Source organism: Synechococcus sp. CS-603 (assembly GCF_977929215.1).
Window position 1 is genome coordinate 359467 of record NZ_OZ376778.1, and the last position, 21777, is coordinate 381243.

The 21777-nt window shown below is 52.8% G+C and carries 22 protein-coding genes and 1 tRNA gene; 13 read left to right on the forward strand and 10 right to left on the reverse strand.

Annotated features, from left to right (window positions below; all coding sequences use genetic code 11):
* Positions 1–77: 77 nt before the first annotated feature.
* The 5 genes from ACXMDM_RS01870 to ACXMDM_RS01890 all read left to right on the forward strand — a co-directional run bounded on the left by ACXMDM_RS01870 (position 78) and on the right by ACXMDM_RS01890 (position 6700).
* Entirely contained in the window at positions 78–1154 is a 1077-nt protein-coding gene (locus ACXMDM_RS01870) for an acyl-CoA dehydrogenase family protein (protein ID WP_259723222.1), read from the forward strand.
* A complete protein-coding gene (locus tag ACXMDM_RS01875; RefSeq protein ID WP_145536925.1) occupies positions 1151–3076 on the forward strand; it encodes a PIG-L family deacetylase in 1926 nt (641 codons plus the stop codon). The genes ACXMDM_RS01870 and ACXMDM_RS01875 overlap by 4 nt, the downstream gene beginning before the upstream one ends.
* Positions 3069–3689, forward strand: coding sequence for a class I SAM-dependent DNA methyltransferase (locus ACXMDM_RS01880; RefSeq protein ID WP_259723223.1), 621 nt, complete (start codon positions 3069–3071; stop codon positions 3687–3689). The genes ACXMDM_RS01875 and ACXMDM_RS01880 overlap by 8 nt, the downstream gene beginning before the upstream one ends.
* A 445-nt stretch (positions 3690–4134) precedes the next feature.
* A complete protein-coding gene (locus tag ACXMDM_RS01885; RefSeq protein ID WP_071800368.1) occupies positions 4135–5505 on the forward strand; it encodes an NAD-dependent succinate-semialdehyde dehydrogenase in 1371 nt (456 codons plus the stop codon).
* A gap of 427 nt (positions 5506–5932) precedes the next feature.
* Positions 5933–6700: an SDR family NAD(P)-dependent oxidoreductase gene (locus tag ACXMDM_RS01890; RefSeq protein ID WP_071800369.1), complete on the forward strand. Its 768-nt coding sequence runs from the start codon at positions 5933–5935 to the stop codon at positions 6698–6700.
* A gap of 83 nt (positions 6701–6783) precedes the next feature.
* Here the strand turns inward: ACXMDM_RS01890 and ACXMDM_RS01895 are convergent, their stop codons facing one another.
* From ACXMDM_RS01895 to ACXMDM_RS01935, 9 genes are all read right to left on the reverse strand, one after another.
* Entirely contained in the window at positions 6784–7380 is a 597-nt protein-coding gene (locus tag ACXMDM_RS01895; protein ID WP_313772464.1) for a dihydrofolate reductase family protein, read from the reverse strand.
* 82 nt (positions 7381–7462) lie between these two features.
* On the reverse strand, positions 7463–7885 hold the full coding sequence (locus ACXMDM_RS01900; RefSeq protein ID WP_233831127.1) for a CsbD family protein: 423 nt from the start codon (positions 7883–7885) through the stop codon (positions 7463–7465).
* A gap of 59 nt (positions 7886–7944) precedes the next feature.
* The gene (locus tag ACXMDM_RS01905) at positions 7945–8109 is read right to left on the reverse strand and encodes a DUF1328 domain-containing protein (protein ID WP_071800372.1); all 165 of its coding nucleotides are present in this window, start codon (positions 8107–8109) and stop codon (positions 7945–7947) included.
* A gap of 45 nt (positions 8110–8154) precedes the next feature.
* On the reverse strand, positions 8155–8529 hold the full coding sequence (locus ACXMDM_RS01910; RefSeq protein WP_145536928.1) for a hypothetical protein: 375 nt from the start codon (positions 8527–8529) through the stop codon (positions 8155–8157).
* Between the two features lie 135 nt (positions 8530–8664).
* Complete coding sequence (locus ACXMDM_RS01915) at positions 8665–8853, reverse strand: CsbD family protein (RefSeq protein ID WP_311134036.1); 189 nt, start codon at positions 8851–8853, stop codon at positions 8665–8667.
* Positions 8854–9141: 288 nt separating this feature from the next.
* On the reverse strand, positions 9142–10083 hold the full coding sequence (locus tag ACXMDM_RS01920; RefSeq protein ID WP_259723225.1) for a transglutaminase-like domain-containing protein: 942 nt from the start codon (positions 10081–10083) through the stop codon (positions 9142–9144).
* Positions 10084–10311: 228 nt separating this feature from the next.
* Complete coding sequence (locus ACXMDM_RS01925) at positions 10312–10650, reverse strand: CsbD family protein (RefSeq protein ID WP_259734960.1); 339 nt, start codon at positions 10648–10650, stop codon at positions 10312–10314.
* A gap of 173 nt (positions 10651–10823) precedes the next feature.
* A complete protein-coding gene (locus ACXMDM_RS01930; RefSeq protein ID WP_071800375.1) occupies positions 10824–10988 on the reverse strand; it encodes a DUF1328 domain-containing protein in 165 nt (54 codons plus the stop codon).
* Between the two features lie 110 nt (positions 10989–11098).
* A complete protein-coding gene (locus ACXMDM_RS01935) occupies positions 11099–11311 on the reverse strand; it encodes a CsbD family protein (protein WP_499569975.1) in 213 nt (70 codons plus the stop codon).
* A 330-nt stretch (positions 11312–11641) separates the two neighbouring features.
* On the opposite strand from ACXMDM_RS01935, the gene ACXMDM_RS01940 reads away from it, so the two are divergent.
* The 6 genes from ACXMDM_RS01940 (at position 11642) to ACXMDM_RS01965 (ending at position 20193) form a co-directional block, all read left to right on the forward strand.
* Positions 11642–13888 (forward strand): ATP-binding protein, encoded by a 2247-nt coding sequence (locus tag ACXMDM_RS01940; protein ID WP_071800377.1) that lies wholly within the window; start codon positions 11642–11644, stop codon positions 13886–13888.
* Between the two features lie 38 nt (positions 13889–13926).
* Complete coding sequence (locus tag ACXMDM_RS01945; RefSeq protein ID WP_233831130.1) at positions 13927–14352, forward strand: response regulator; 426 nt, start codon at positions 13927–13929, stop codon at positions 14350–14352.
* A 44-nt stretch (positions 14353–14396) separates the two neighbouring features.
* A complete protein-coding gene (locus ACXMDM_RS01950; RefSeq protein WP_259728616.1) occupies positions 14397–18020 on the forward strand; it encodes a PAS domain-containing protein in 3624 nt (1207 codons plus the stop codon).
* A gap of 248 nt (positions 18021–18268) precedes the next feature.
* Positions 18269–18544, forward strand: coding sequence for a BufA1 family periplasmic bufferin-type metallophore (locus tag ACXMDM_RS01955; protein ID WP_071800380.1), 276 nt, complete (start codon positions 18269–18271; stop codon positions 18542–18544).
* A 45-nt stretch (positions 18545–18589) separates the two neighbouring features.
* Entirely contained in the window at positions 18590–19411 is an 822-nt protein-coding gene (gene bufB / locus ACXMDM_RS01960) for an MNIO family bufferin maturase (RefSeq protein ID WP_071800381.1), read from the forward strand.
* On the forward strand, positions 19384–20193 hold the full coding sequence (locus tag ACXMDM_RS01965) for an HvfC/BufC N-terminal domain-containing protein (RefSeq protein ID WP_071800382.1): 810 nt from the start codon (positions 19384–19386) through the stop codon (positions 20191–20193). Before bufB ends, ACXMDM_RS01965 begins: the two co-directional genes overlap by 28 nt.
* A gap of 95 nt (positions 20194–20288) precedes the next feature.
* Here ACXMDM_RS01965 and ACXMDM_RS01970 read toward each other — a convergent pair.
* Positions 20289–20360: transfer RNA gene (locus ACXMDM_RS01970), tRNA-Val, on the reverse strand.
* 59 nt (positions 20361–20419) lie between these two features.
* On the opposite strand from ACXMDM_RS01970, the gene ACXMDM_RS01975 reads away from it, so the two are divergent.
* On the forward strand, positions 20420–20911 hold the full coding sequence (locus ACXMDM_RS01975) for a metal-binding protein (RefSeq protein WP_071800383.1): 492 nt from the start codon (positions 20420–20422) through the stop codon (positions 20909–20911).
* A 24-nt stretch (positions 20912–20935) separates the two neighbouring features.
* Positions 20936–21772, forward strand: coding sequence for a nucleoside triphosphate pyrophosphohydrolase (gene mazG / locus ACXMDM_RS01980; RefSeq protein WP_071800384.1), 837 nt, complete (start codon positions 20936–20938; stop codon positions 21770–21772).
* Positions 21773–21777 lie beyond the last annotated feature (5 nt).

The following is a 21777-nucleotide window of genomic DNA, read 5'->3' on the forward strand; positions in this document are numbered from 1 at the left end:
AGTGGTAACAAAACGGGGCCTGTCAATCAAGCGAATGAATCAACAGGGTGCACGGGCCGGATGGTGCCACAAGGTCGGTGAGCACGCCATCTCTTGAACTGCTCTACGAGCAACGTGCGAAATGTTCGATGACGCTCAAACCTTCCACAGGGCCCGGTGAAATCAGCATCACCAAGGCATTGAGCCATTTACAGCGGCCGTTTCGCACGCCTGACATGGTGGGTGTTGCCATGCGGGCGCTACTGGCCAACAAGCTGGCAGACCTGCCACGACCAGCTGACGGCAGAACACTGCAACGCTGGCAAGCGCTAGCCGAAGTTGGAGCCAACGATCTTTCATTGGCCAAAGTCTATGAAGGCCATACCGATGCGCTGGCCATCCTTGCAGAACACCACGGTCCGATAGGTCAAGGAATCTGGGCGGTCTGGGCCGCCGAAACTCCACAATCACGCGTCAAATTCCTTGCGGGCAAACACGGAGGCGCGCTCTACGGAACGAAGGCTTGGTGCTCAGGGGCGGCACTGGCCGATTCAGCACTGATGACGGCCTGGACGCAGGATGAGCAACCGATCCTCGTGGCGCTGCAGCTGCGCCAACCTGGGCTCCGCATTGAAACTCAGCAGTGGAATGCGGTCGGGATGTCGGCCACTGAAAGTGCCACAGTCATCCTCAATGGTGTTCCTGCAGTCGCAGTCGGTGGTCAAGGAGAGTATGGCGGCCGTCCCGGTTTCTGGCAGGGCGGTGCCGGCATCGCAGCGGTTTGGTACGGGGCCACAGTGGCCATCGCTAAAGCACTTGCCACATCTTCGAAAGTTGCCAGCGATCCGCATGCCGCCGCCCATCTGGGCGCCATGGACAGCACCTTGCGCGCCGCCCGTGCGCTGCTCATCGAAACCGCCACATGGATCGACACCCATCCAATGGCAGACACCAAGTCAGCCGCGCTGCGCGTGCGAGCCACTGTGGAATCAACGGCCAACGACGTCTTGCAGCGCACGGGGCGGGCACTGGGCCCGGGACTGCTCTGTAGCGATGCCATTCATGCCCAGCGCTGCGCAGACCTCCCCGTCTTCTTGCGTCAGAGTCATGCGGAGCATGATCTTGCTGCCCTCGGACAATCTGTTAAGGGCCATTCCGCAAGGTGGTCATTATGACAGCAATCCAGTATGCGGGCGGATCAATTAAGGATGCGCTGATCACGCGGTCGTTGGATTTAGGGCTGGTAGCACCACATCCAAACCTACGTTCTTGTGTGGTTGTCCCGGCTCGCAACGAGGAAGCGGTTTTGCCAGCACTCATTGCTGCCCTAGCCGCTCAGCGAAATCTTGCCGGTGCCAAGCTCGATCCAAGCAGTTTCGAGGTCATCGTTCTAGTGAACAACTGCAGCGATTCCACAGCTTCAGTTGGCTTCGATCTGTGCAGACAGTTCCACCAGCTCCATCTCCACATCGCTGACGTATCTTTTGACGCCGATACGGCCCATGTGGGGCGTGCACGCCAAGCACTTTTTGACGTGGCCTTGGCCCGTTTTGAAAAGCTTGGGCGCCCCAACGGATTGATTCTCACCACTGACGCTGATTCACGGCCAGCAACCGATTGGATAGCCCAGACCGAGGCAGAGATTGCCAAGGGTGTGGTCGGCGTTGGCGGCCGCATTACTCTCCATCGAGAAGAAACAGCCGAACTGCAAGCAGGTGTACGCAAGTTCCTATTTCTCGATATTGCCTACCGACGGGCAATGGAAGAATTGCGCTGGCTCTACGCCCCAGAAGCGCATGATCCATTTCCCAGGCATCACCAGCACTTCGGCGCAAGTTTCGCTGTCACTGCGGCCGCCTACGTACAGGCCGGCGGCATGCCACTCCAGCGGAGTAGCGAAGACGTGGCCCTCTATCGAGCCATCATTGATTCAGGTGGTCGCTTTCGTCATAGCGCGCAAGTCAGGGTCCAGACATCAGCACGCATGGTCGGCAGGGCACAAGGCGGCTTAGCCGACGCACTTGACTGCTGGGATCAACAAACCCGCCATGCGGAACTCGTACTGGTTGAATCTGCTGCAGACGCCGAGGCACGTCTGGCCAGATTAGGGCTTTTATGCGCTGGGAATCCTGGCTGCATTCCACCGTCTTCGTTAATCATGACGCCAGACAAGCCTCTGCCAGGACAGGGGGCAGAGATTGGAGCCACCCTGCATTCCTTACGCGAAATCTGTGCCTCACTGAGGCCAATCACAATGACGGAGCGCCTCAATCAGGCGCGTTACCGATTCGGTCAGATCGATGCAGATGTCAAACCCCACAGAAACCAGATCATGCCAACTCCACTGCTACCCAAATCATTACTCGAAGAGCCAGAGCGTCATCCATTGCGTCCCGCAAAGGCAGCACTGGCTTTGGGGTCAACGGTCATCGTTGCTCCCCACCCAGACGATGAAACCCTGGGCTGCGGCGGTCTGCTGGCCTTACTTGCCCAGAGCGGTATCCCCACAAAGGTTCTGTTGATGACGAACGGCTCGCGCTCCCATCCAAACTCACTATCGCATCCGTACGAAAAGCTCGCAGAAGTGCGCGAGGGTGAAACAATCAACGCCCTCACTGCACTTGGAGTCTCACCGAACGCAGCAACGTTCCTACGCTATGGCGATGGCGAATTACCACAACCTTGCACCCCAGCCTTTGGCCAAACGATTGGACGCCTTAGAGATCTATTCACTGAACTTGAAGCGAACACCGTTTTGGTGCCATGGCGACGAGATCCCCATGACGATCACAAAGCCACTTGGCATCTGCTGAGATCAACCTTCGCTGGCTTGGCTGAGCGCCCGCGCTGGTTGGAATATCCAATTTGGGCTTGGCAGGATGCAAACAATGAAGCAGCACCAAGCAGCCATGAAGCCTGTGCCTGGAGGCTCGATATTTCATCCATACTGCTGCAAAAGCAACACGCTATCGCACAGCACCGTTCTCAGCTGGGTACATTAATCCATGACGATCCAGAAGGATTCGTGCTGAGGCCGGAAATGATCAGCTACTTCGTACAGCCTTGGGAACTTTTCATTGAGCCAAACGATGACTGAAGTAACACCACACATCAAAGCCACATGCAGCGGCTCCAGCTGCTTTGGGCGTGACTACTTCAATCTCTTGTACACACAGAACAGCGATCCATGGGCGTTTGAATCAAGCCCATACGAAGCAGCAAAATACGCGGCAACATTGGCAGTTCTACCACAGCTACATTATTGCAATGCCCTAGAACTTGGTTGCTCCATCGGTGTACTGACACAGCAACTGGCCTTAAGGTGCAATCAATTACTTGCCACTGACATCTCGGAAGTAGCCCTCGCGAAAGCGGAAGTGCGCTGCAAAAACCTCAATAACGTCAGATTCCAAAGACGTGATCTCAGCACAGATTTCACAAATGGACAATTTGATCTGATCCTGGTATCAGAAGTTGCCAACTATCTTTCGCAGCAAGAGTTAGAAGTTTTACGCTCCAACATCGCTAATGCCTTAATCCCTGGCGGCAGCCTGTTATTGGTACACTACACAGGCAAAACGCACTATCCACTCACTGCAGACCAAGTACACCAAACATTCCTTGAATGGGAAGGGGTGGCATGGAAATCTGAAGAACGTCAGTGCAGGGTGGACTACCGTCTCGATCTACTGACAAAAATCAACTCGTAGACATGCCAGCAGAGATTTAGCGGCCTGTGGGCCTATTCTGGATGCCCGCACAAAGGTGCTGTGAGCAACGCGCTGGGAAAGCATTCAGCAATATTCTGCTCGTTCAGCGCAGCAACAGAGAACGCCAAGTTTCAAGCGTGTCCAAGCAAGTCTGTTCAAGTCTGTTCAATTCTGTCGAAACAGACCGAACACAAGACGAAACTCATGTCCAGGCACCAAGCTCTAGATTAACTCAAGACTGAATCAAGAATTACGGAAGATTCCAGGTGCTCACAGGCTCTGTTCTTTGACATACTTTGAGTTGAAGGCTCGCTACTGATCACGATCAAGGGAGAACGCCATGCGCTTATCTAAAGAGGCGACAAGCAATGCAAAAATACTGCCAAGCATGCACTAGACAGTCTTCTATAGAATCAGCAACTTATCCAATTTCTAAGCAAAGCTCATGACCGTAAAAAGTATTAATCCGGCAACACGTGAAGTCATGTGGAGCTTTAAGACACTAACGAAATACGAGGCCCTGGACGCTGTTGACAAGGCACATGAGATGTTCGGTCAATGGAGGCATACGAGTTTTGAGGTGCGCAAAGATTTCATGCTCAGATTTGCTAGACAACTAAGAGAGCACAGGCAAGAACTAGCCGAGCTGATCACCTTAGAGATGGGGAAACGAATTGCAGAGAGTCTCGATGAAATCGAGCTCAGCGCCGAGATTGTAGATTATTATGCCCATAACGCTGAAGAATTCCTCTCCAATCAAAAACTTGAACTTGAGGGGTCAGAAGCCTACATCCAACACGCACCGATCGGAGTGCTTATTGGGGTGATGCCATGGAACTTCCCGTTTTATCAAGTGGTTCGATTCATCGCCCCCAACATTATGGCTGGCAATACCACATTGGTCCGCCATGCCAGTATCGTGCCTCAGTGCGCAGAGCGGATTGCCAACCTGCTGCAGAAGAGCGGTCTGCCAGAGGGGGTTTTTACAAATCTGCTGATCCCCCACGAATTCATGGCAACGTTAATCGCACACAAAGCCGTACGTGGTGTGTCATTAACAGGCAGCGAAAGTGCCGGCAGTTCGGTTGCTTCGCTGGCTGGAAAGAATCTAAAGCCTTCCGTTCTGGAATTGGGAGGCAATGATGCGTTTATTGTGCTGGAAGATGCAGACTTGGACTTAGCAGTAGAACTGGCCATCAAAGGACGGATGGCAAATACAGGACAATCATGTGTCGCCTCCAAGCGAATGATTGTTGTCAAACCAGTAGCAGAGCAATTCATCAATGGGCTGAAAGTGGGGCTGGAATCCATGAAGCTCGGGGATCCAATGGACCCTAAAACCGATGTAGGCCCATTGTCGTCCGAAAGTGCCGCACAACAACTCGATGATCAAGTACAGAAGACCATCGAAGCAGGGGCAACAGTCATTCTCGGTGGAGGGCGACCAGATCGTAAAGGAGCATTCTTTAATCCAACCATCCTGACTGGTGTAACTCCAAGGATGCCAAGCTATGACCAAGAACTCTTCGGACCCGTGGCTACGGTGTATGTGGTTGAGAACGAAACTGAAGCCATCAAGTTAGCCAATGATTCTGCCTACGGCTTGGGGGGTTCAGTCTTCACCAGTAATCCAGAACGTGCCTGTGCCATCGCAGAATCCGTAGACACCGGAATGATGTTCATCAACCAGCCGACAAACTCTCAGGCTGAACTTCCGTTCGGTGGAATCAAGAATTCAGGATATGGGCGGGAACTTTCGAAACTCGGAATTCTTGAGTTTGTCAACAAGAAACTCATCAACATCAGCAGAGCCTAATTCTCGCCACTGTGCCATGCTTTTTCAATGGCAACAAAGGCATACGCTATAGCGCATTTCAGCAGCTACAAAAGAAAGGCAGGCGAAATCTTTTGTGCTGATTCTTGATGACTCGTTGTACTGACTACCAATGAAATTCCATGGGAATCTCAAACACATCAGACACCCATCAATCAACGTAGTGACAGAGTTCAGGGTTTCATCCCTCCTAGGCGTGGTGATCGCATCCAACAACATAAAGCACGTCATTTTCAGCACACATCTAGCAGAAATCTGGCACAGATCCAGCAGGGATGCTCAACGGATTGATGTCTATGGCGGAAAGGGGCAAGAGCCTTCAACGGGCTCGTCAATGCAGACAGAATGGGCAAGTTTCTTGTGAAGGTCTACGGCAACACACCTCCTTACTCAAACAGCGTGGATAACGATGGATTTGAATGAAGATGTCGCGATTGTCACCGGGGCAAGCAGCGGAATTGGGGCTGCGATTGCAGTTGAACTCGCGCGTGCGGGGGCAACGATTGTCATCGCTTACTACTCCGATCCGGCCGGAGCAGATCAGGTCAAGGCAAAAGTTACGGCCTTTGGCGTACCCTGCTTGACGGTGCAAGGCAACGTCGCAGAACTGGATGATCTCAGGAGAATCTTTGCGACCACGATCAAACGATTTGGACGATTAGATATTATGGTGAACAATGCCGGCATCAATCCAGATAGTCCGCTCCTTGAAACAACTGAGGAGCTCTACGATAGAATAATGGCAGTAAATCTTAAAAGCGCCGTATTCGGTACGCAATTTGCCGCCAAGCAAATGATCAGCCAGGGAAGCGGTGGTCGTATCATTAACATCAGCTCAGTTCATGAAGACTGGCCAATGCCGGGACATTCGTCCTATTGCATCTCAAAAGGGGGGATGCGAATGCTAACGCGGAATGCAGCGTTAGAACTTGCAAGGTTCAAGATTTCTGTTGTCGGCGTTGGGCCTGGAGCTGTTGCAACACCGATCAATGAGGATACTCTTGAGGATCCTCAAGAGTTCAGTCGGTTGAATCAATCAATCCCAATCGGCCGCGTGGCAGAACCTGAAGAAATTGCTCGGATGGTAGCGTTCCTTGCCGGAGATGGCGCCAGCTATCTCACGGCAACAACCGTCATGGTCGATGGCGGAATTATGCACGGAAGCACTGGGCTATGAACAAGTTCAGATGTTAAGGTCGTTGTTACCAAAAACAGCCATTCCCCAAAGTTAGCGATTCAAACAAACGAGCCCATGTTCTCTCAGGTTGGGACTTCATAGCGAAGTTCCACAAGACCCGGTCCATATTGTTGAACTGCCACGAGTTTCAAAGCTGGAGAAATGATTTGACGTGGCAAGAGTGGCTTTCCCTTGCATAAGGTAACGGAACCTATCTGCACGATAATCTCATCCAGCAGGTTCTCGTCATAGAACTGAGCCACAAGGCCTCCTCCGCCAGCTAGCCAAAGATTTCTGCCATGGGCCGCTGCCTTCATGGCTTCGTGCACAGGTCTTACATGTCCAGAAACGAAGCGGATGTCAGCGCCCTCAACGCTTGGCAGGGTGCGGCTTGAGAACACCCAGGTGGGTTGCTCATAAGGCCAGGCAGAAGGGTTGGCCTGATCTGTGCCATGTTTGATCGTGTGTTGCAGCATCCAGCCATAGGTTGAAGAACCCATCGCAATGGCACCAACGTCATCTAAGAAAGATGGATAACTGGTTTTATTGACATCACCGAGTGGGAACAGCCAATCCAAGGAGTCGTCAGGTTTCGAAATGAATCCATCAAGACTAGAGGCGGAATAATATTGAGTACGCATAGCAAGGCTGGTGGGTTCGTTGTTTCGTTGACTAGACATGCGAACGAACGATCAATGGTCCGAAATGGTGCCTGAACGCACCACACCGGACCATCTGGTTCGTGAAAGGACATGGGCACAATCAGCCCATGCCAGCTTTGCTCGTAAGCGTGTCAGCTGTATCCCTGGCATTGGCTTCGGCCTGCTTGGCCTTACCGGCTAGGCGATCACCCTCATCACCAGTGACGAGGCCGATCGATTCCTGAATCTTACCCTCAACATCTTTGGCAACTGTTTTGGCTTTGTTAGAACCAAACAACATCAGAATGGGGGGTTGGTTGATGGAGGGTTGTGGCGTCGATGCAGCAAACACTGGGGAAGGAGAGGTGCAGAAAAAAGATAGAACTGAAAACAAGCCACCTAAACAGTAACTCAACGTTGAATGAAAGAGTCTTCGAAAAAGAATCATTGGAATGTCCAGAAGTGTTGATGTGATCCAAAGCAAAATGGAATGGATCTTGGCGCAGCAATTGGCAGAAGGCGATGAGCCCTGGCTGATAGCCAAATCTCATAGCTAGACTTGATAGGCAAAGCTGACAATGAGACCTGAGGGCCTCATGATGGTCAGCCCAGGCTGCGACGCCCCGTCAGGAAGGAGAACAAGGCAAGCACGAGGAACACAAGGAAGAGGATCTGGGCGATGCCAGCGGCTGAGCCGGCGATCCCACCAAAACCGAGGACTGCGGCAATGACCGCAACGACCAGAAAAACAAAAGAATAATGAAGCATGACGAATCACCGAGAAGTGGAAAAATAGACGCTTGGTTAATGCAATTAGTCAGAAGATTGCTTCATCATCTGTTCCTGGGTTTCACCAGTGATCAGTCCACTGGCCCGCTCCAGAGATTGCTCAACATTCTTGGAAACAGAGGGTATACCGCCTGGAACAAGCATGCTTTCCTCCATCATGTCCGTTGTGCCTTGAATTCGCTCTTGCTTGTTGGGGTCGAAGTCTTGGCTGACATCAAGCCCTGACAAGGCAATCCATGCACTGGTACCGGATGATGTAACTCCGATCATCGTGGTGACTGGAAGCCCGTCTGCCCAGGCCATTTGGGGGGCATAGCCACAGGCAGTAACGGCGGAGGTTAGAAATAGCAACCCAGAAACAAGTAACGCCTTTAGCATCTTTGCAATTGATTGTGCCATCGTATCGAAGGTTAAAGGTAGGTTTGTGCCCTTACTGGCAAAGCCAGAGGGCTTAAAATCATGATCAAGAACATAGGAAAGAAACGAAGGGCATCAATAGAGAAAAGACGACATTTAGGTGGCACCGCCAGGCACTTAGCCTTTCGCATCCTCAACTGCATGCTCCCCTTGGGCTTGAGCTTGTTTCGCTTTGCCAGCTAACTGGTTTTGCTCACTATCAGTAGCTTTGCCAAATGCTTCTTGAACTTTGCCTTCAATGTCTTTTGCTGTGGCTTGAGCCTTGTCACCTAAACCCATGATCAACTCCGCGATTGTGAATCGCATCCATGTGGAATGGATGCGTACAATCAATGTATGACAGGGAGGGCAGAACAGATCAGCCATAGGCTTTGAACTTCCTTGAGCTAACTTGCTTAAAATCTGTAGTATCTGCTAAAAGTAAAGTCAACGATACCAACCAATTGGTTCCTGAGCCAATGGGTATCGAATTCAGCCGGTCGTTTGGCGAAATAGCAGACAACGGTGATCAGCCGCCAAAGCTCCACCCCCATTGGATACCACAGATCAACTTCGAGGCATAACCGCCATCAAGGGTCGATCCTTTAGGCGTCATCAATGGATGACTAATTCTCTGGTCTTGTCTCCAACGGCATCGGCTTCTCCATTTTTATCACTACCTCCATTTCCATCATCAGAAATCGCAACGCCTGAGCCGGTCAGGTCTGAACCGGTCAGGGCAGTGGGATCATCATTCCATTCGTCTGTGACGACCTTGAAGCCCGCCAGCACGTTTTGGCCAAAGGAATGGGTAATCGGTACATCAGCCGCATCGCGACCACGGGCGATGAGAACGCGGCCGATCCGGGGCGTATTGTGTCTGGCATCGAAGGTGTACCAATGGCCATCAAGGTACGCCTCAAACCATCCAGAAAAGTCCATGGGCGCATCATGCGGCGGGATGCCGATATCACCCAAATAACCGGTGCAATAGCGCGCCGGAATGTTCATGCATCGGCAGAAGGTGACAGCAAGGTGGGCAAAATCACGACAGACACCGGAGCCTTCCTGATAGGCCTGCCATGCCGTCTTCATTGAATTGGCATGTTCATAACCAAAGCGCAGGTGTCCGTGAACAAAGTCACAGATCGCCTGAACGCGACCCCAGCCTTGAGGAGACGTGCCGAACAGTCGCCAAGCGATGTTGGAGAGACAATCTGTTTCGCAATAGCGGCTTCCCAACAGAAACAGCAGCGTCTCATCCGGCAACAGTTCCAAAGGAACCTGCTGAGCCTCAGGCACCATACGATCAGGTTGGCCTGAATCGTTAATCAAGGCATCGGTTGAAAGGCTGAGCCGTCCCTGGGGAGCCACAAAACGCTGGCAACAGTTACCGAAATGATCACGATAGGCCTTAAAGGGAATAGGCGGATCAAGTTGCGGAGGGTCAGCGATCAGCAGATCTTGACGGCGTGTCTCATGCACACTCAACATCAAGATCATGGGTGTGGGCTGAGGAATGTCATAGATCAGTTCGTAGCCGATGCGAATTTTCATAGTGAACTACCTTTCTCTCAAGGCAGTGAGGTGTGGAAGTGCTCGGAAAGTCTGTTGCAAGAAAAGGCTGTTGCAAGAAAAACCCTCAACAAATCAGTGTGCCATTGCAAGCGGTAGTGAAGCGGGTGCCCATTGTGTCAGTGGTCCGCCATGGATCTGACGATTCCATGGCGGACCAAGAGAGTTCAACGGACTTCAGACCTTGGGAATCAGGAATCCCGATTGGACTTAGCCCAACCCGGTCGCGTCCTTGACGTCTTCAACGGCATTGCGGACATTAGCTTCGCCTTGCTTGGCCATGCCAGCGAGACGGTCACCCGGATCACCCGTGGCTTTGCCAATTGATTCCTGGGTTTTTCCTTTGAGCTCCTTGGATGCAGCCGTGGCTTTGTTGGATCCGAACAACATCAACACACGTGGCTGACTGATCGCAGCAGGCTGGGGGCTTGCTGCAGACACTGGAGCAGGTATGAAGCTCAGTAGGGCCGCGATTGAGAGGATGCCGGCGAGACAGAAACTCATCATTGACTGACGAATTCGTTGAATGGTAATCATTGGATTCTCCAAGGTGGTAGTGGTTTAACGAAAGCATAGAACTTTGAATGACGAAAGATCATTCAATTATGGCTTTCTATCAGTAGCTAGGTAGCAGCGTTCGAGCCATGCCGGCCAGGGCTGGTGCACGACCGGCAACGCCGCAATGGCCTGGATTTGCAAAGCAGAACCTGAATGGATTGGGTTCAGCCCAGGCTGCGACGACCCGTAAGAAATGAGATCAAGGCCAGCACAATGAAGACCAGGAACAGGAATTGGGCGATGCCGGCGGCTGAACCAGCGATCCCGCCAAAACCAAGGACTGCGGCAATGACCGCAACGACCAGAAAGACTAGAGAGTAGTGAAGCATAACATTGCTCGAATAGTTGGGGAATTAATATGGATGATTAGTGGTAGTCAGTCCCTGGTAGCACCCGGGTTGACTCGCCTAGCCAGATCAAGGATCAGTGCCAGGCCAGGTCAGTCTTTTGCATCCTCGATAGCGTGTTCACCTTTGGCTTGGGCTTGCTTCGCCTTGCCAGCTAGTTTGTTCTGCTCATCATCGGTCACTTTGCCGAGGGTTTCCTGGGCCTTCCCTTCAATGTCCTTGGCAGTTGCTTGAGCCTTGTTTCCTAATCCCATGGTTGTCTCCGTATGGTGTGAATCACATCCAGAAGGTTTGGATGTGTGCAATCACCATATGCCAGGAACAAGCCCATTGAACAACTTCAACCGTTCATCTTCCTTGAGCTCTCCTGTTATAAATCTGAAATTTTCTGCAAAACCTGGCTGTTTAGAGTAAATTAAAGACAACACAGAAAGCTTTATTCTCAGATGGTGGACTTAGTGAGACAAAAATTGGCCGAATACGCTTGCGTCCTTATTTTGCCGAGAACTCTGCCTACAAACTTAGCGCAATACAATCGGAAATCGGAAGTTTGAAGAATATTTCCCTCGCCCCATCGGCCTTGGCAATGTTTGATTAGCAAAGTAGAGCTACGCACAGTTATGACGCAGTAACCAATGGATCTGTCCACCTGTGATCGCGAACCAATTCACATTCCGGGGCTGATTCAGCCCCATGGCGCTCTTTTGGTGCTGCAGGAGCCAGGCTTGATCATTGTCCAAGTCAGTGGGAACACACTTGAAATACTTGGCCATCGCCCAAAGGAACTATTAAGACAGCCGTTATCCATTTTGTTGGCTCCCCAGCAGATTGCTGCTATTCAGCAATGCCTTAGCGAAGATACGGAAAATGTGAATCCATTGGATATTGCTATTTCCTACAGAGGCAGCTTGCTGATGTTCGATGGCAATATCCACCGCCAAGATGCATTGGTACTTTTAGAATTAGAACCTCAAGATCAAAAGCAACGAAATGACTATTCCGAACTGCATCAGGGAGTCAAAAGCACGATAACAAAGATACAGAAATCCTCTAGCTTGCTGAAGATGTGCGAGCTGGTCGTTAAAGAAGTCAAAAAGATCACTGGATTCGATCGCATTATGGTCTACCAGTTTGATGCCGATGGTGCTGGAGAAGTCATCGCAGAAGAACGAACAGAAGGCCTCACGCCTTATCTGGGCCTACGCTACCCCGCAAGCGATATTCCAGTTCAGGCAAAACAACTTTATACACTCAACTGGCTACGCTTAATTCCGGACTCTAGCTATACACCAGTCGCCCTGGTTCCTGAGCGCAACCCCGTTGATGAGGAGCCCACAGATTTGAGTTTCGCGCTGCTCCGTAGTGTCTCTCCATTGCACTTGGAATATCTCAACAACATGGGAGTCGCAGCGTCAATGTCGATTTCCTTGATCCAAGATCAAAAACTATGGGGTTTGATTGCCTGTCACCATTCAAGGCCACGTCATGTGCCTTCTAATCTGCGAATCATGTGCGAGTTTATTGGGCAGGTGATGTCACTTGACCTCAGCAAGCGTGTAGACAATCAAGATTTGTCCTATAAGCTGAGCATGAAGTCTCTGCAAAGCAAGCTGGTCGAGTCGCTATCTCAATCCAAGCAGATTATCAAAGGATCCATCCAACTAGACGAAAGCTTGCTTGAACTCGTCAGTGCAACAGGAGCCATTTTCTGTACGGCAGATCATAGTATTGGTGTTGGTCAAACGCCACCAGCAAGTGAATGGCCTGCCCTGCGCGATTGGATTAAAACGCAGATGCAGGACAACATGTTTCAAAGCCGATCGCTCTCTCGCCTTTATCCCGCTGCAACATCGTTTAAGGCCGTTGCCAGTGGGGTGTTAGCTCTGGAAATCTCTCAATTCCATCAGGATTTCGTCATCTGGTTCCGCCCAGAGGTGATTGAAACGGTGACGTGGGCTGGCAACCCCCATAAGCCTGTCGAGGTAGCCAGCAACGGGATCGTCACCTTATCGCCGCGCAAATCATTTCAACAGTGGAAGGAAACACTGCAAGGTTGCGCCTTGCCATGGAAACCGTGTGAACTAAAAGTTGTTGCCGAATTACGCAGCTTGATCGTTAGCAAGATTCTCAAACAGGCGGCAGACCTGGCAAATGTAAATCTAGAACTTGAGCGAAGCAATATTGAGCTCGATTCGTTTGCATACGTTGCATCTCATGACCTCAAAGAGCCATTACGCGGCATTCACAATTACTCTAATTTTTTGATTGAAGATTATGCGGAAGTGCTTGACACTGCTGGTGTAGACAAATTAGCTACCCTCGTGCGCCTCACTCAACGAATGGAAGATCTGATCAATTCGCTTTTACATTATTCACAGCTGGGGCGCATTGAACTTTCCAGGCAACCCACAGACCTGGCTGAGTTGGTGGAACAAACGATTGAAGTTCTAAGAATTAGCCAACCGCAAAGCTCAATCGATTTTCGGATGTCAGGCTCCATGCCAATGGTGGATTGCGATCGCACACAAATCAGCGAGGTATTGACCAACCTATTAACCAATGCAATCAAGTACAACGACAAAGCTGAGAAGTGGGTTGAAATCGGCTGTGCCCAATCAGGCAATGGAGATTCTGACGGCCTCTCAGGTTGCACCTTTTTTGTCCGTGACAACGGCATTGGCATCCCGCCTCAACATTTGGAGCGTGTGTTTCAGATTTTCAAACGTTTGCATACCCAAGACCAATATGGAGGAGGGACTGGGGCTGGCCTGACGATCGTTCGCAAGATCGTCCATCAACATGGAGGCAAGATTTGGGTGGAATCGAGCTTCGGTGAAGGCAGCACATTCTTCTTTACGCTGGCATCAGGAGAGCAATCATGAATCAGTCATCATTGGCCAGAATCCATAATCGCTCGCTCATGTTGGTCGTTGAGGATAGCAATGAAGATTTCGAAGCCTTCCAACGCTATGCTCGTCGATCGCCGTTGAGAATTCCTATTTATCGCTGCGTCGATGGTGATCATGCACTGTCATTTCTCTATCGAACCGGTCGCTATGTTGACCCCAAGCAAGCACCACGTCCGAACTTGATTTTACTGGATCTTAATTTACCGGGAACGGACGGACGAGAAGTCTTGCAAAAAGTTAAGCGAGATGAAAATCTAAAAACGATTCCAGTCGTGATTTTGACGACATCAAGCAACCCCAAGGACATTGAAGCCTGTTATAGATGGGGCGCTAATAGCTATATGGTTAAGCCGATGGATTCCGATCGGCTAAAGCACGGGGTTCAATCCTTAATCAACTACTGGTTCAACACGACGTTACTACCCACCGACAATTGAGAGCTGCCCTAATGAATTCCCAACGGTGCCGCACCATTTTGATCGTGGACGATAGCCCAGAAGATCGCGAGATGTATCGACGCTACATGGTGCGCGATCGTGACCATGACTATACGTTCATCGAAACAAGTTTTGGTGAAGAAGGGTTGAATCTGTGGCGGCAGCACCATCCCGATGCTGTGCTACTTGATTATCGATTGCCCGACCAAGACGGATTGGAATTTCTCGCTGCGCTGCAAAAAGAACTTCCCCTTCCAATCGTGATGATGACCGCCGTTGGCAGCGAGGAGATTGCCGTTAAAGCGATTAAATCAGGCGCCCAAGACTATCTAGTTAAGGAGCAGATTACACCAGAGAATCTGAAGCACACTCTCGATGCAACAATTAAGACTGTGCAGCTAGAAGTACAACTGCAGAATCGCATCGATCGAGAAAGTATCATTGCCAAGTTATCAGAAAAAGTATTCCAAACTTTGGATCTAGATATGGTCCTGCAGACCATCGTCAAAGAAGTGCGCAACTTCCTTAAGGCTGATCGGGTCGTTGTGTTTCAAGCCAACTCGATTGGAAAGGAAGCGGTTGCAGCAGAAGCGGTGGGCAGCGAATGGAAATCGTTTCTTTCAGAGCCTATTAATGATCCGTCTTTTGTCGAAAACTATATCGACAACTCTCAGCGCGAACGCAATCCGCTGGCAACAGACGGCCACAATGCCAACATTTCACCCGGCCATGTTGAGCTGCTGAAGAAATATCAAGTGCAGTCTAATCTGGTCGTTCCCATTTTGAACGATGGCCAGCTTTGGGGAGGGTTAATTGCTCATCACTGTGCTGCTCCCCGCCAGTGGCAAGCGCTAGAGATTGATTTGCTTCACCAATTGTCCACGCAAGTTAGCGTTGCCATCAGGCAAGCAGAGCTGTATCAGGAAGCCCAGCGCGAACTTGTTGAACGGAGTCGCACAGAGGAGGTCTTACGAAACCAGGACGACAAACTCCGATTGGTGCTCGAAGCTGCCGGGATGACAACCTGGGACTGGGACCTTCTGACGAACTCTATTACCTGGTCCAGCAACATGGGCAGCCTGTTTGGATTGGGGACGGAGGAATCCAAAGGAACCTACGATGACTTCGTGGCTTGCCTACACCCCGATGATCGTGAACGCGTCTTAGGAGCCCTCCAAGACGCTCTAACACAAGAGAAAGATTACAACATTGATTTCCGAGTTCTACATCCGAACCAAGGGATTCGCTGGGCGTCAAGCCAAGCCACAGTCTTTACTGACCAGAATGGCAAGCCTATTCGCATGTCAGGTTGCACCCTGGACATTACTGAACGCAAACAGTCTGAGTGCAGATTGCAAGAGAGTGAAACTCAGGTGCGTCGTATTCTCGATGGGTTGTTTAGCTTTGTCGGCTTGCTAGCCTTGGATGGAACAATGCTTGAGGTTAATCGAACTGCCTTAGAAGCGGCTTCTCTGGTACCGGCAGATGTTGTAGGCAAGTCATTTCCTGATACCTATTGGTGGGCTTACGATTCAGAGGTTCAGGCCCAACTCTCTAAGGACATACGACAAGCAGCTTCAGGAGAAACAGTTCGCTACGACGTGCAGATCCGGCTCAAGGAAGATCACCTTATTACCATTGATTTTTCCTTGGCACCACTGTACAATCAGGCAGGGGATGTTGAATTCTTGATTCCCTCTGGCATCGATATCAGCGAACGTGTTCAGGCGCAGGCGGCATTAAAGCGAAGCCAAGACTTCAATAAACGGATCATCGAAAGCAGCAACGACTGCATCAAGGTTCTTGATCTTGATGCCAGATTGCTCTACATGAATGCGGCGAGCCGGGATTTCTTGAAGAGCTGCAAGCTGACAGTTGTCCCTCAAACAAACTGGTTGAGCCTGTGGAATGGTGATTATCAGCAAGCAGCAAAAAAAGCCTTTACTACAGCGAAATCCGGTGAAGTTGGCAGGTTTCAGGGGAACTATCAGCCTGCCAACGGCCTGCCCATTTGGCGGGATGTCGTGGTTACGCCAATCTTTGATTCAAGCGGACAGGTGATCCAGATTTTAACGACAACACGGGATATCACACAGCAACGATTGATGGAAGAACAACTACGGCAAAAGAATGCCATTCTGGACGTAGTCAATGAGTCTTCGCATACACTCATTTTCCTTAAAGATCGTCAAGGCAAAATGCTTTATGCCAACTCAGCCGTCCTTCAGACCCTTGGCAAAACGGAATCTGAGGTCATCGGACATTACGACTACGAGCTTTTCCCGAATGCCCATGAAGCAAAAAAGATCATGGATAATGACCAGCGAGTCATGGCGTCAAGGCAGGTTGAAAACGTTCAGGAGTCCATCGATGACTCTCAAGTTTTTCTATCCACCAAAGCGCCTTACTTTGATGAAAATGGAGACGTCATTGGGCTCGTTGGCATAGGCCACGATATCACTGATCGGATCAAACTAGAACACGAACGCGAGGACATCCTCCAGCAGAAACAATATTCCCTGGAAGAAGCGCAACGCGTGAACCGCATTAAAGACGAATTCCTGGCTGTACTCTCCCATGAATTGCGCTCGCCTCTTGGCCCAATTCTGGGCTGGACACAATTGCTGCAAACCCGCAAACTTGATGACACCAAAACCACAGCAGCGTTAGCAACGATCGAACGGAATGCCAAGGCCCAATGTCGCTTGATTGATGATCTGTTGGATATGGCCTGCGTGTTGCAAGGCAAGTTATCTCTAAAAATTGCTCCTGTCAGTTTAAAGGTGGTGATTGAGTCGGCAATCGAAACTGTGCAAACTGCTGCGATCGCCAAGTCTGTTCAGATTCGCTCCAAGCTCTCTGAAGTTCCAACACTATCTGGGGATTCCGTTCGCCTTCAGCAGGTCATCTGGAACTTGCTGACAAACGCGGTCAAATTCACGCCCAGCGGCGGCCAGATTGACATTCGGCTTGAGAACGTTGACAACCAGGCAGAGATCACCATCACAGATACAGGCAAAGGCATCAGTCCGGAATTCTTGCCTTATATCTTTGAGTCATTTTGCCAGGAAGACACCACAGTAACTCGGAAATATGGCGGCTTAGGGCTGGGTATGGCGATCGTCTATCAGCTGGTAGAAGCGCACGGTGGCCGTGTGACTGCTGAGAGCCTTGGCGAAGGGAAAGGAGCTTGTTTCACTGTGAAGCTTCCCCTGCTGAAAGCCCACATCAAGGAGCAGCAACCGAAACCTTCGCAAAAGCGAACCCTTGATCTCACCGGCATTCGCCTGCTGATCATTGACGACGATCCAGACAGTCGCGACCTACTTGACTTCATCTTGGATCAGGCCGGAGCAGAAAGTATTTCAGTTTCTACTGCTGCTGAATTCTTCCCCGCTCTGGAATCATTTCAACCTGATGTTGTGGTTAGTGATATCGGAATGCCAGAGATTGATGGCTATACGTTGCTCAAGAAAGTGCGATCCCTATCCCCTGAGCAGGGAGGGCAGGTTCCGATGATCGCCCTAACGGCTTACGCTGGCGAAGTTGACCGGCAACGTGCCATCACGGCAGGCTTTGAGAAACACATCACCAAGCCGATTGAGCCTGATCAATTGGTGGTAACGATCGCTGATTTGCTGAGCAAACAATCCATCGCCAAGAACTGAACTGCAACAACCGAACGCCACCAGCTGATCCAATGCCTGTAGCCGCCATGGCTGCGGAGATGGCGCGTGGATCGGCCGGTATGCGCAACAGCTCAGCACTAGCATCAAAAATCCAGGCCTTGAAACCATTGATCCGCCAGAAGCCATCCATTGGAGGCCGTCATCGGTATGCACAATGGGCGGCCACCAACTCCGTGTTGCAGCCCCCAAACCCCCATCCCACCCCCTCCAACAAGAGGGCTTCGAACATGACATCTGCAACAGCAAAAACGGCCATCAACACAGCCATCTCCAGCGTTTTGGCCCTTGGCCTGGTGGCCGTCACCAGCAGTGAAGCCCTCGCTGGCAAAGCCGGCATGGAAAAGTGCGCCGGCATCGCCAAGGCGGGCCTGAATGATTGCGGCACCAGCAAGCACAGCTGCGCAGGCAAGGCCACCGTGTCGGGTGATCCCGAAGAGTGGGTGTTCGTGCCCACTGGTACCTGCAACAAGATCGTTGGAGGGAAGCTCAAGATGGCGAACTGAACAGCCACCCATCAAGGACCAGCCCAAGCCGTTGACACATCCACCATGAATCTCCAAGGGGTGGGCCTCGGCTTGCGGTCTGTGCACTATTCCCACATCCTCAGGGAAACGCCGCCCGTGCCTTGGTTTGAGGCGCTCTCGGACAACTATCTGGGTGGCGGGCTACCGCTCCATCATCTGACCCTGATCCGCCAGACCTATCCAATCACCCTGCATGGGGTTGGGCTTTCGCTTGGTTCAGCAGATCCACTCAACTGGGACTATCTGCATCGGTTGAAAGCCCTGGCCACCCGCATCGAACCGGTGTATGTGTCCGACCATCTGGCCTGGGTTTCGAGCGGCGGCCACTATTTCAACGATCTGGCTCCGCTGCCCTACAACGAGCCTGTGTTGAACTACGTGGCTGATCGAATCCAACAGGTGCAGGAGTTTCTGGGAAGGCGAATCCTGATCGAAAACCTTTCGCCCTACCTGCAGTTTTCAGGCAACGACTACAGCGAATGGCAGTTTCTCGCCGCACTGGCTCAGCAGGCCGATTGCGATCTGTTACTTGATATCAACAACGTTTTTGTGAACGCCAGCAATCACGGCTTTAACCCGATGGAGTATCTCGCTGCCATGCCAGTCGATCGCGTCAAAGAGATCCACTTGGCTGGCTACGAGCAGCAAGGTTCCTTTCTTTTCGATACCCACGGAAGGCCGGTGCAATCCGGTGTTTGGTCGCTGTATCAAGAAGCCCTAGAGCGCTTTGGAGCGGTTCCGACCCTGATCGAATGGGACACCAATATTCCCTGCTTCGATGACCTCCAAAACGAAGCCCGCAAAGCCGAGACGTATCGATGCCAACTCCAGCCCCAAGCGAACTGACCTCTCTGCAGACCTTGTTCTATGCGGCGATCAGCCAAGCAGCCGATCCTGCCAGCCTTGCGGCTCTGGAGCCGATGCTGCATTGCAGCGGCAGCCTGAGCGTCAAAGAGGGGTTCGCCGCCTACCGGGGCAGCGTGAAGGGCAAGCTGATCCGTTGCCTCGAAGACATTTATCCCGTTTGTCAACGGCTGGTGGGTGATAATTTCTTCGGAGGACTTACCGAGCAGTTCATCATGACCTATGCATCAGTTTCGCCGGATCTGGGCGATTACGGCGCTGAGCTGCCGGCCTTCATCAAGACGTTCACTCCAGCTGAAGCCCTGCCCTATCTGGCCGATGTGGCCCAGCTGGAGTGGCACTGGCACCGGGTGTTCAACGCACCAGACGAGAAAGCCTTCGACATGCAGGCGCTTTCCCAAGTGGCAGCTGAGCAATGGGAAAGCCTGGTGTTCCAACTGCCTCGATCCAGTGTTTTGCTGCGATCGATCTATCCGGTCCACCGGATCTGGGAGGCCAATCAAGATGGCGTCACTGATTCAGTGCCGGTTGACCTGGACCAGGGAGGCGCGAATCTTTTCATCTGGAGAGATGGCGTTGAAACGCGGATTGAGATGCCGGGAGATGGGGAATGGAGGTTGCTGGAGGGCTTTGCCGCCAGAACAACATTTGGCCAGCTCTGCGCAGACCTGGATCAAGGCCTGGCCTCTGTGGATGCATCCGTGTTGCTGCCGGTCTTCGTCAAGCGTGGTTGGGTGAAATCGTTTGTATTGGGTGAGGGATAGAAGCTGTCAGTTGTCGTTGTCCCCTAACCGTCCATGGCCACACCGGCTTCTCGGGCTTGAGCTGAAACTTCTTGTACTGTTGCGGTTGGGGGGAATGGGCGATCACAGGATCGAACTGTGGACATCCTGCTTGTAAGGCAGGCGCTCTACCGCTGAGCTAATCGCCCCGGCTTTCATTCTGGGGCCTGGATGCCCCCATGCTGACGGGGACACCACCGATGCAGCGATGGCCAAGGGCCGTAGCCACGACCGCGCCACCTGGCTGCTGGCTCTGCCCTTTGCGCTGCTGTGGGCGCCGGGCCTGGGCCTGGCGGGGATGGGCACGGCCGGGCTCAGCTTCCTGGTGGGCGGCCTGCTGCTCTCCCCCGATCTCGACACCCGCTCCAACGCCACCCGTCGTTGGGGACCCCTGCGGCTGCTCTGGTGGCCCTACCGCAAGGGGCTCTCGCACCGCTCAGTGCTCTCCCACAGTCCGCTGCTGGGCACGGCTGGACGCCTGGCCTACCTGGCGTTGCTGGCCCTGGGCCTGGCAGCGCTGCTGTCTTTTTTCGGGGGGCCGCCGCCCCAGGAGCTGCTGGGCTGGGCCGGGCGCCTGTGGCGCGAGCAGCGCCCGCTGGTGCTGAGTGCGCTGGTGGGGCTGGAGGCCAGCAGCTGGCTGCACCTGATCCAGGATGGCGACCCGATGCCGCGGCTGCCCAGGCTGCTGCGCCGTCGCTGAGCACAGCAGCCGAGGCCCTGGCCCATGCCCGCCGATCCCACCCTGAGCGCCCTGGCCGAGCTGATCGCCGTGGTGGCACGGCTGCGCGATCCCGCCAGCGGTTGCCCCTGGGACCTGGAGCAGACCCACACCTCCCTGGTGCCCTATGTGCTGGAGGAGGCCCACGAGGTGGCCGATGCCATCCGCCATGGCGATGACGCCCACCTCAGCGAGGAACTGGGCGACCTGCTGCTGCAGGTGGTGCTGCACGCCCAGATCGCCAGCGAGGCGGGTCGCTTCGATCTGGGGGCGATTGCCCGGGGCATCAGCGCCAAGCTCATCCGCCGCCATCCCCATGTGTTCGCAGGCGCCGTGGCGGCCGACACCGCCGCCGTGCGCGCCAGCTGGGAGGCGATCAAGGCCGAGGAGGCCAGCGCCAGGGCAGCAGCCCACGCCAGCGCAACGGCAAGCCCACTCAGCGATCGGCTCGCCAGCAAAGTGCGCGGCCAACCCGCCCTGGCTGGCGCCATGACCATCTCCAAAAAGGCCGCCTCCGCCGGCTTCGAGTGGGACGACCTGGGCGGGGTGTGGGAGAAAGTGCAGGAGGAGCTGGGCGAGCTTCAGGAGGCCGTGGCCAGCGGCGACCGGGCCCACGCCCAGGAGGAACTCGGCGATGTGCTGTTCACCCTGGTGAACGTGGCCCGCTGGTGCGCGCTCGACCCGGAAGCCGGCCTAGCCGGCACCAACCAGCGGTTCCTGGATCGCTTCTCCCGCGTCGAAGCCGCCCTGGGCGGTGATCTTGGCGGTCGCAACATCGCCGAACTGGAGGACCTGTGGCGGCAGGCCAAGGCCGCAATCCGCGCTGAGGCGGCAGGGCCTTAGGCCGG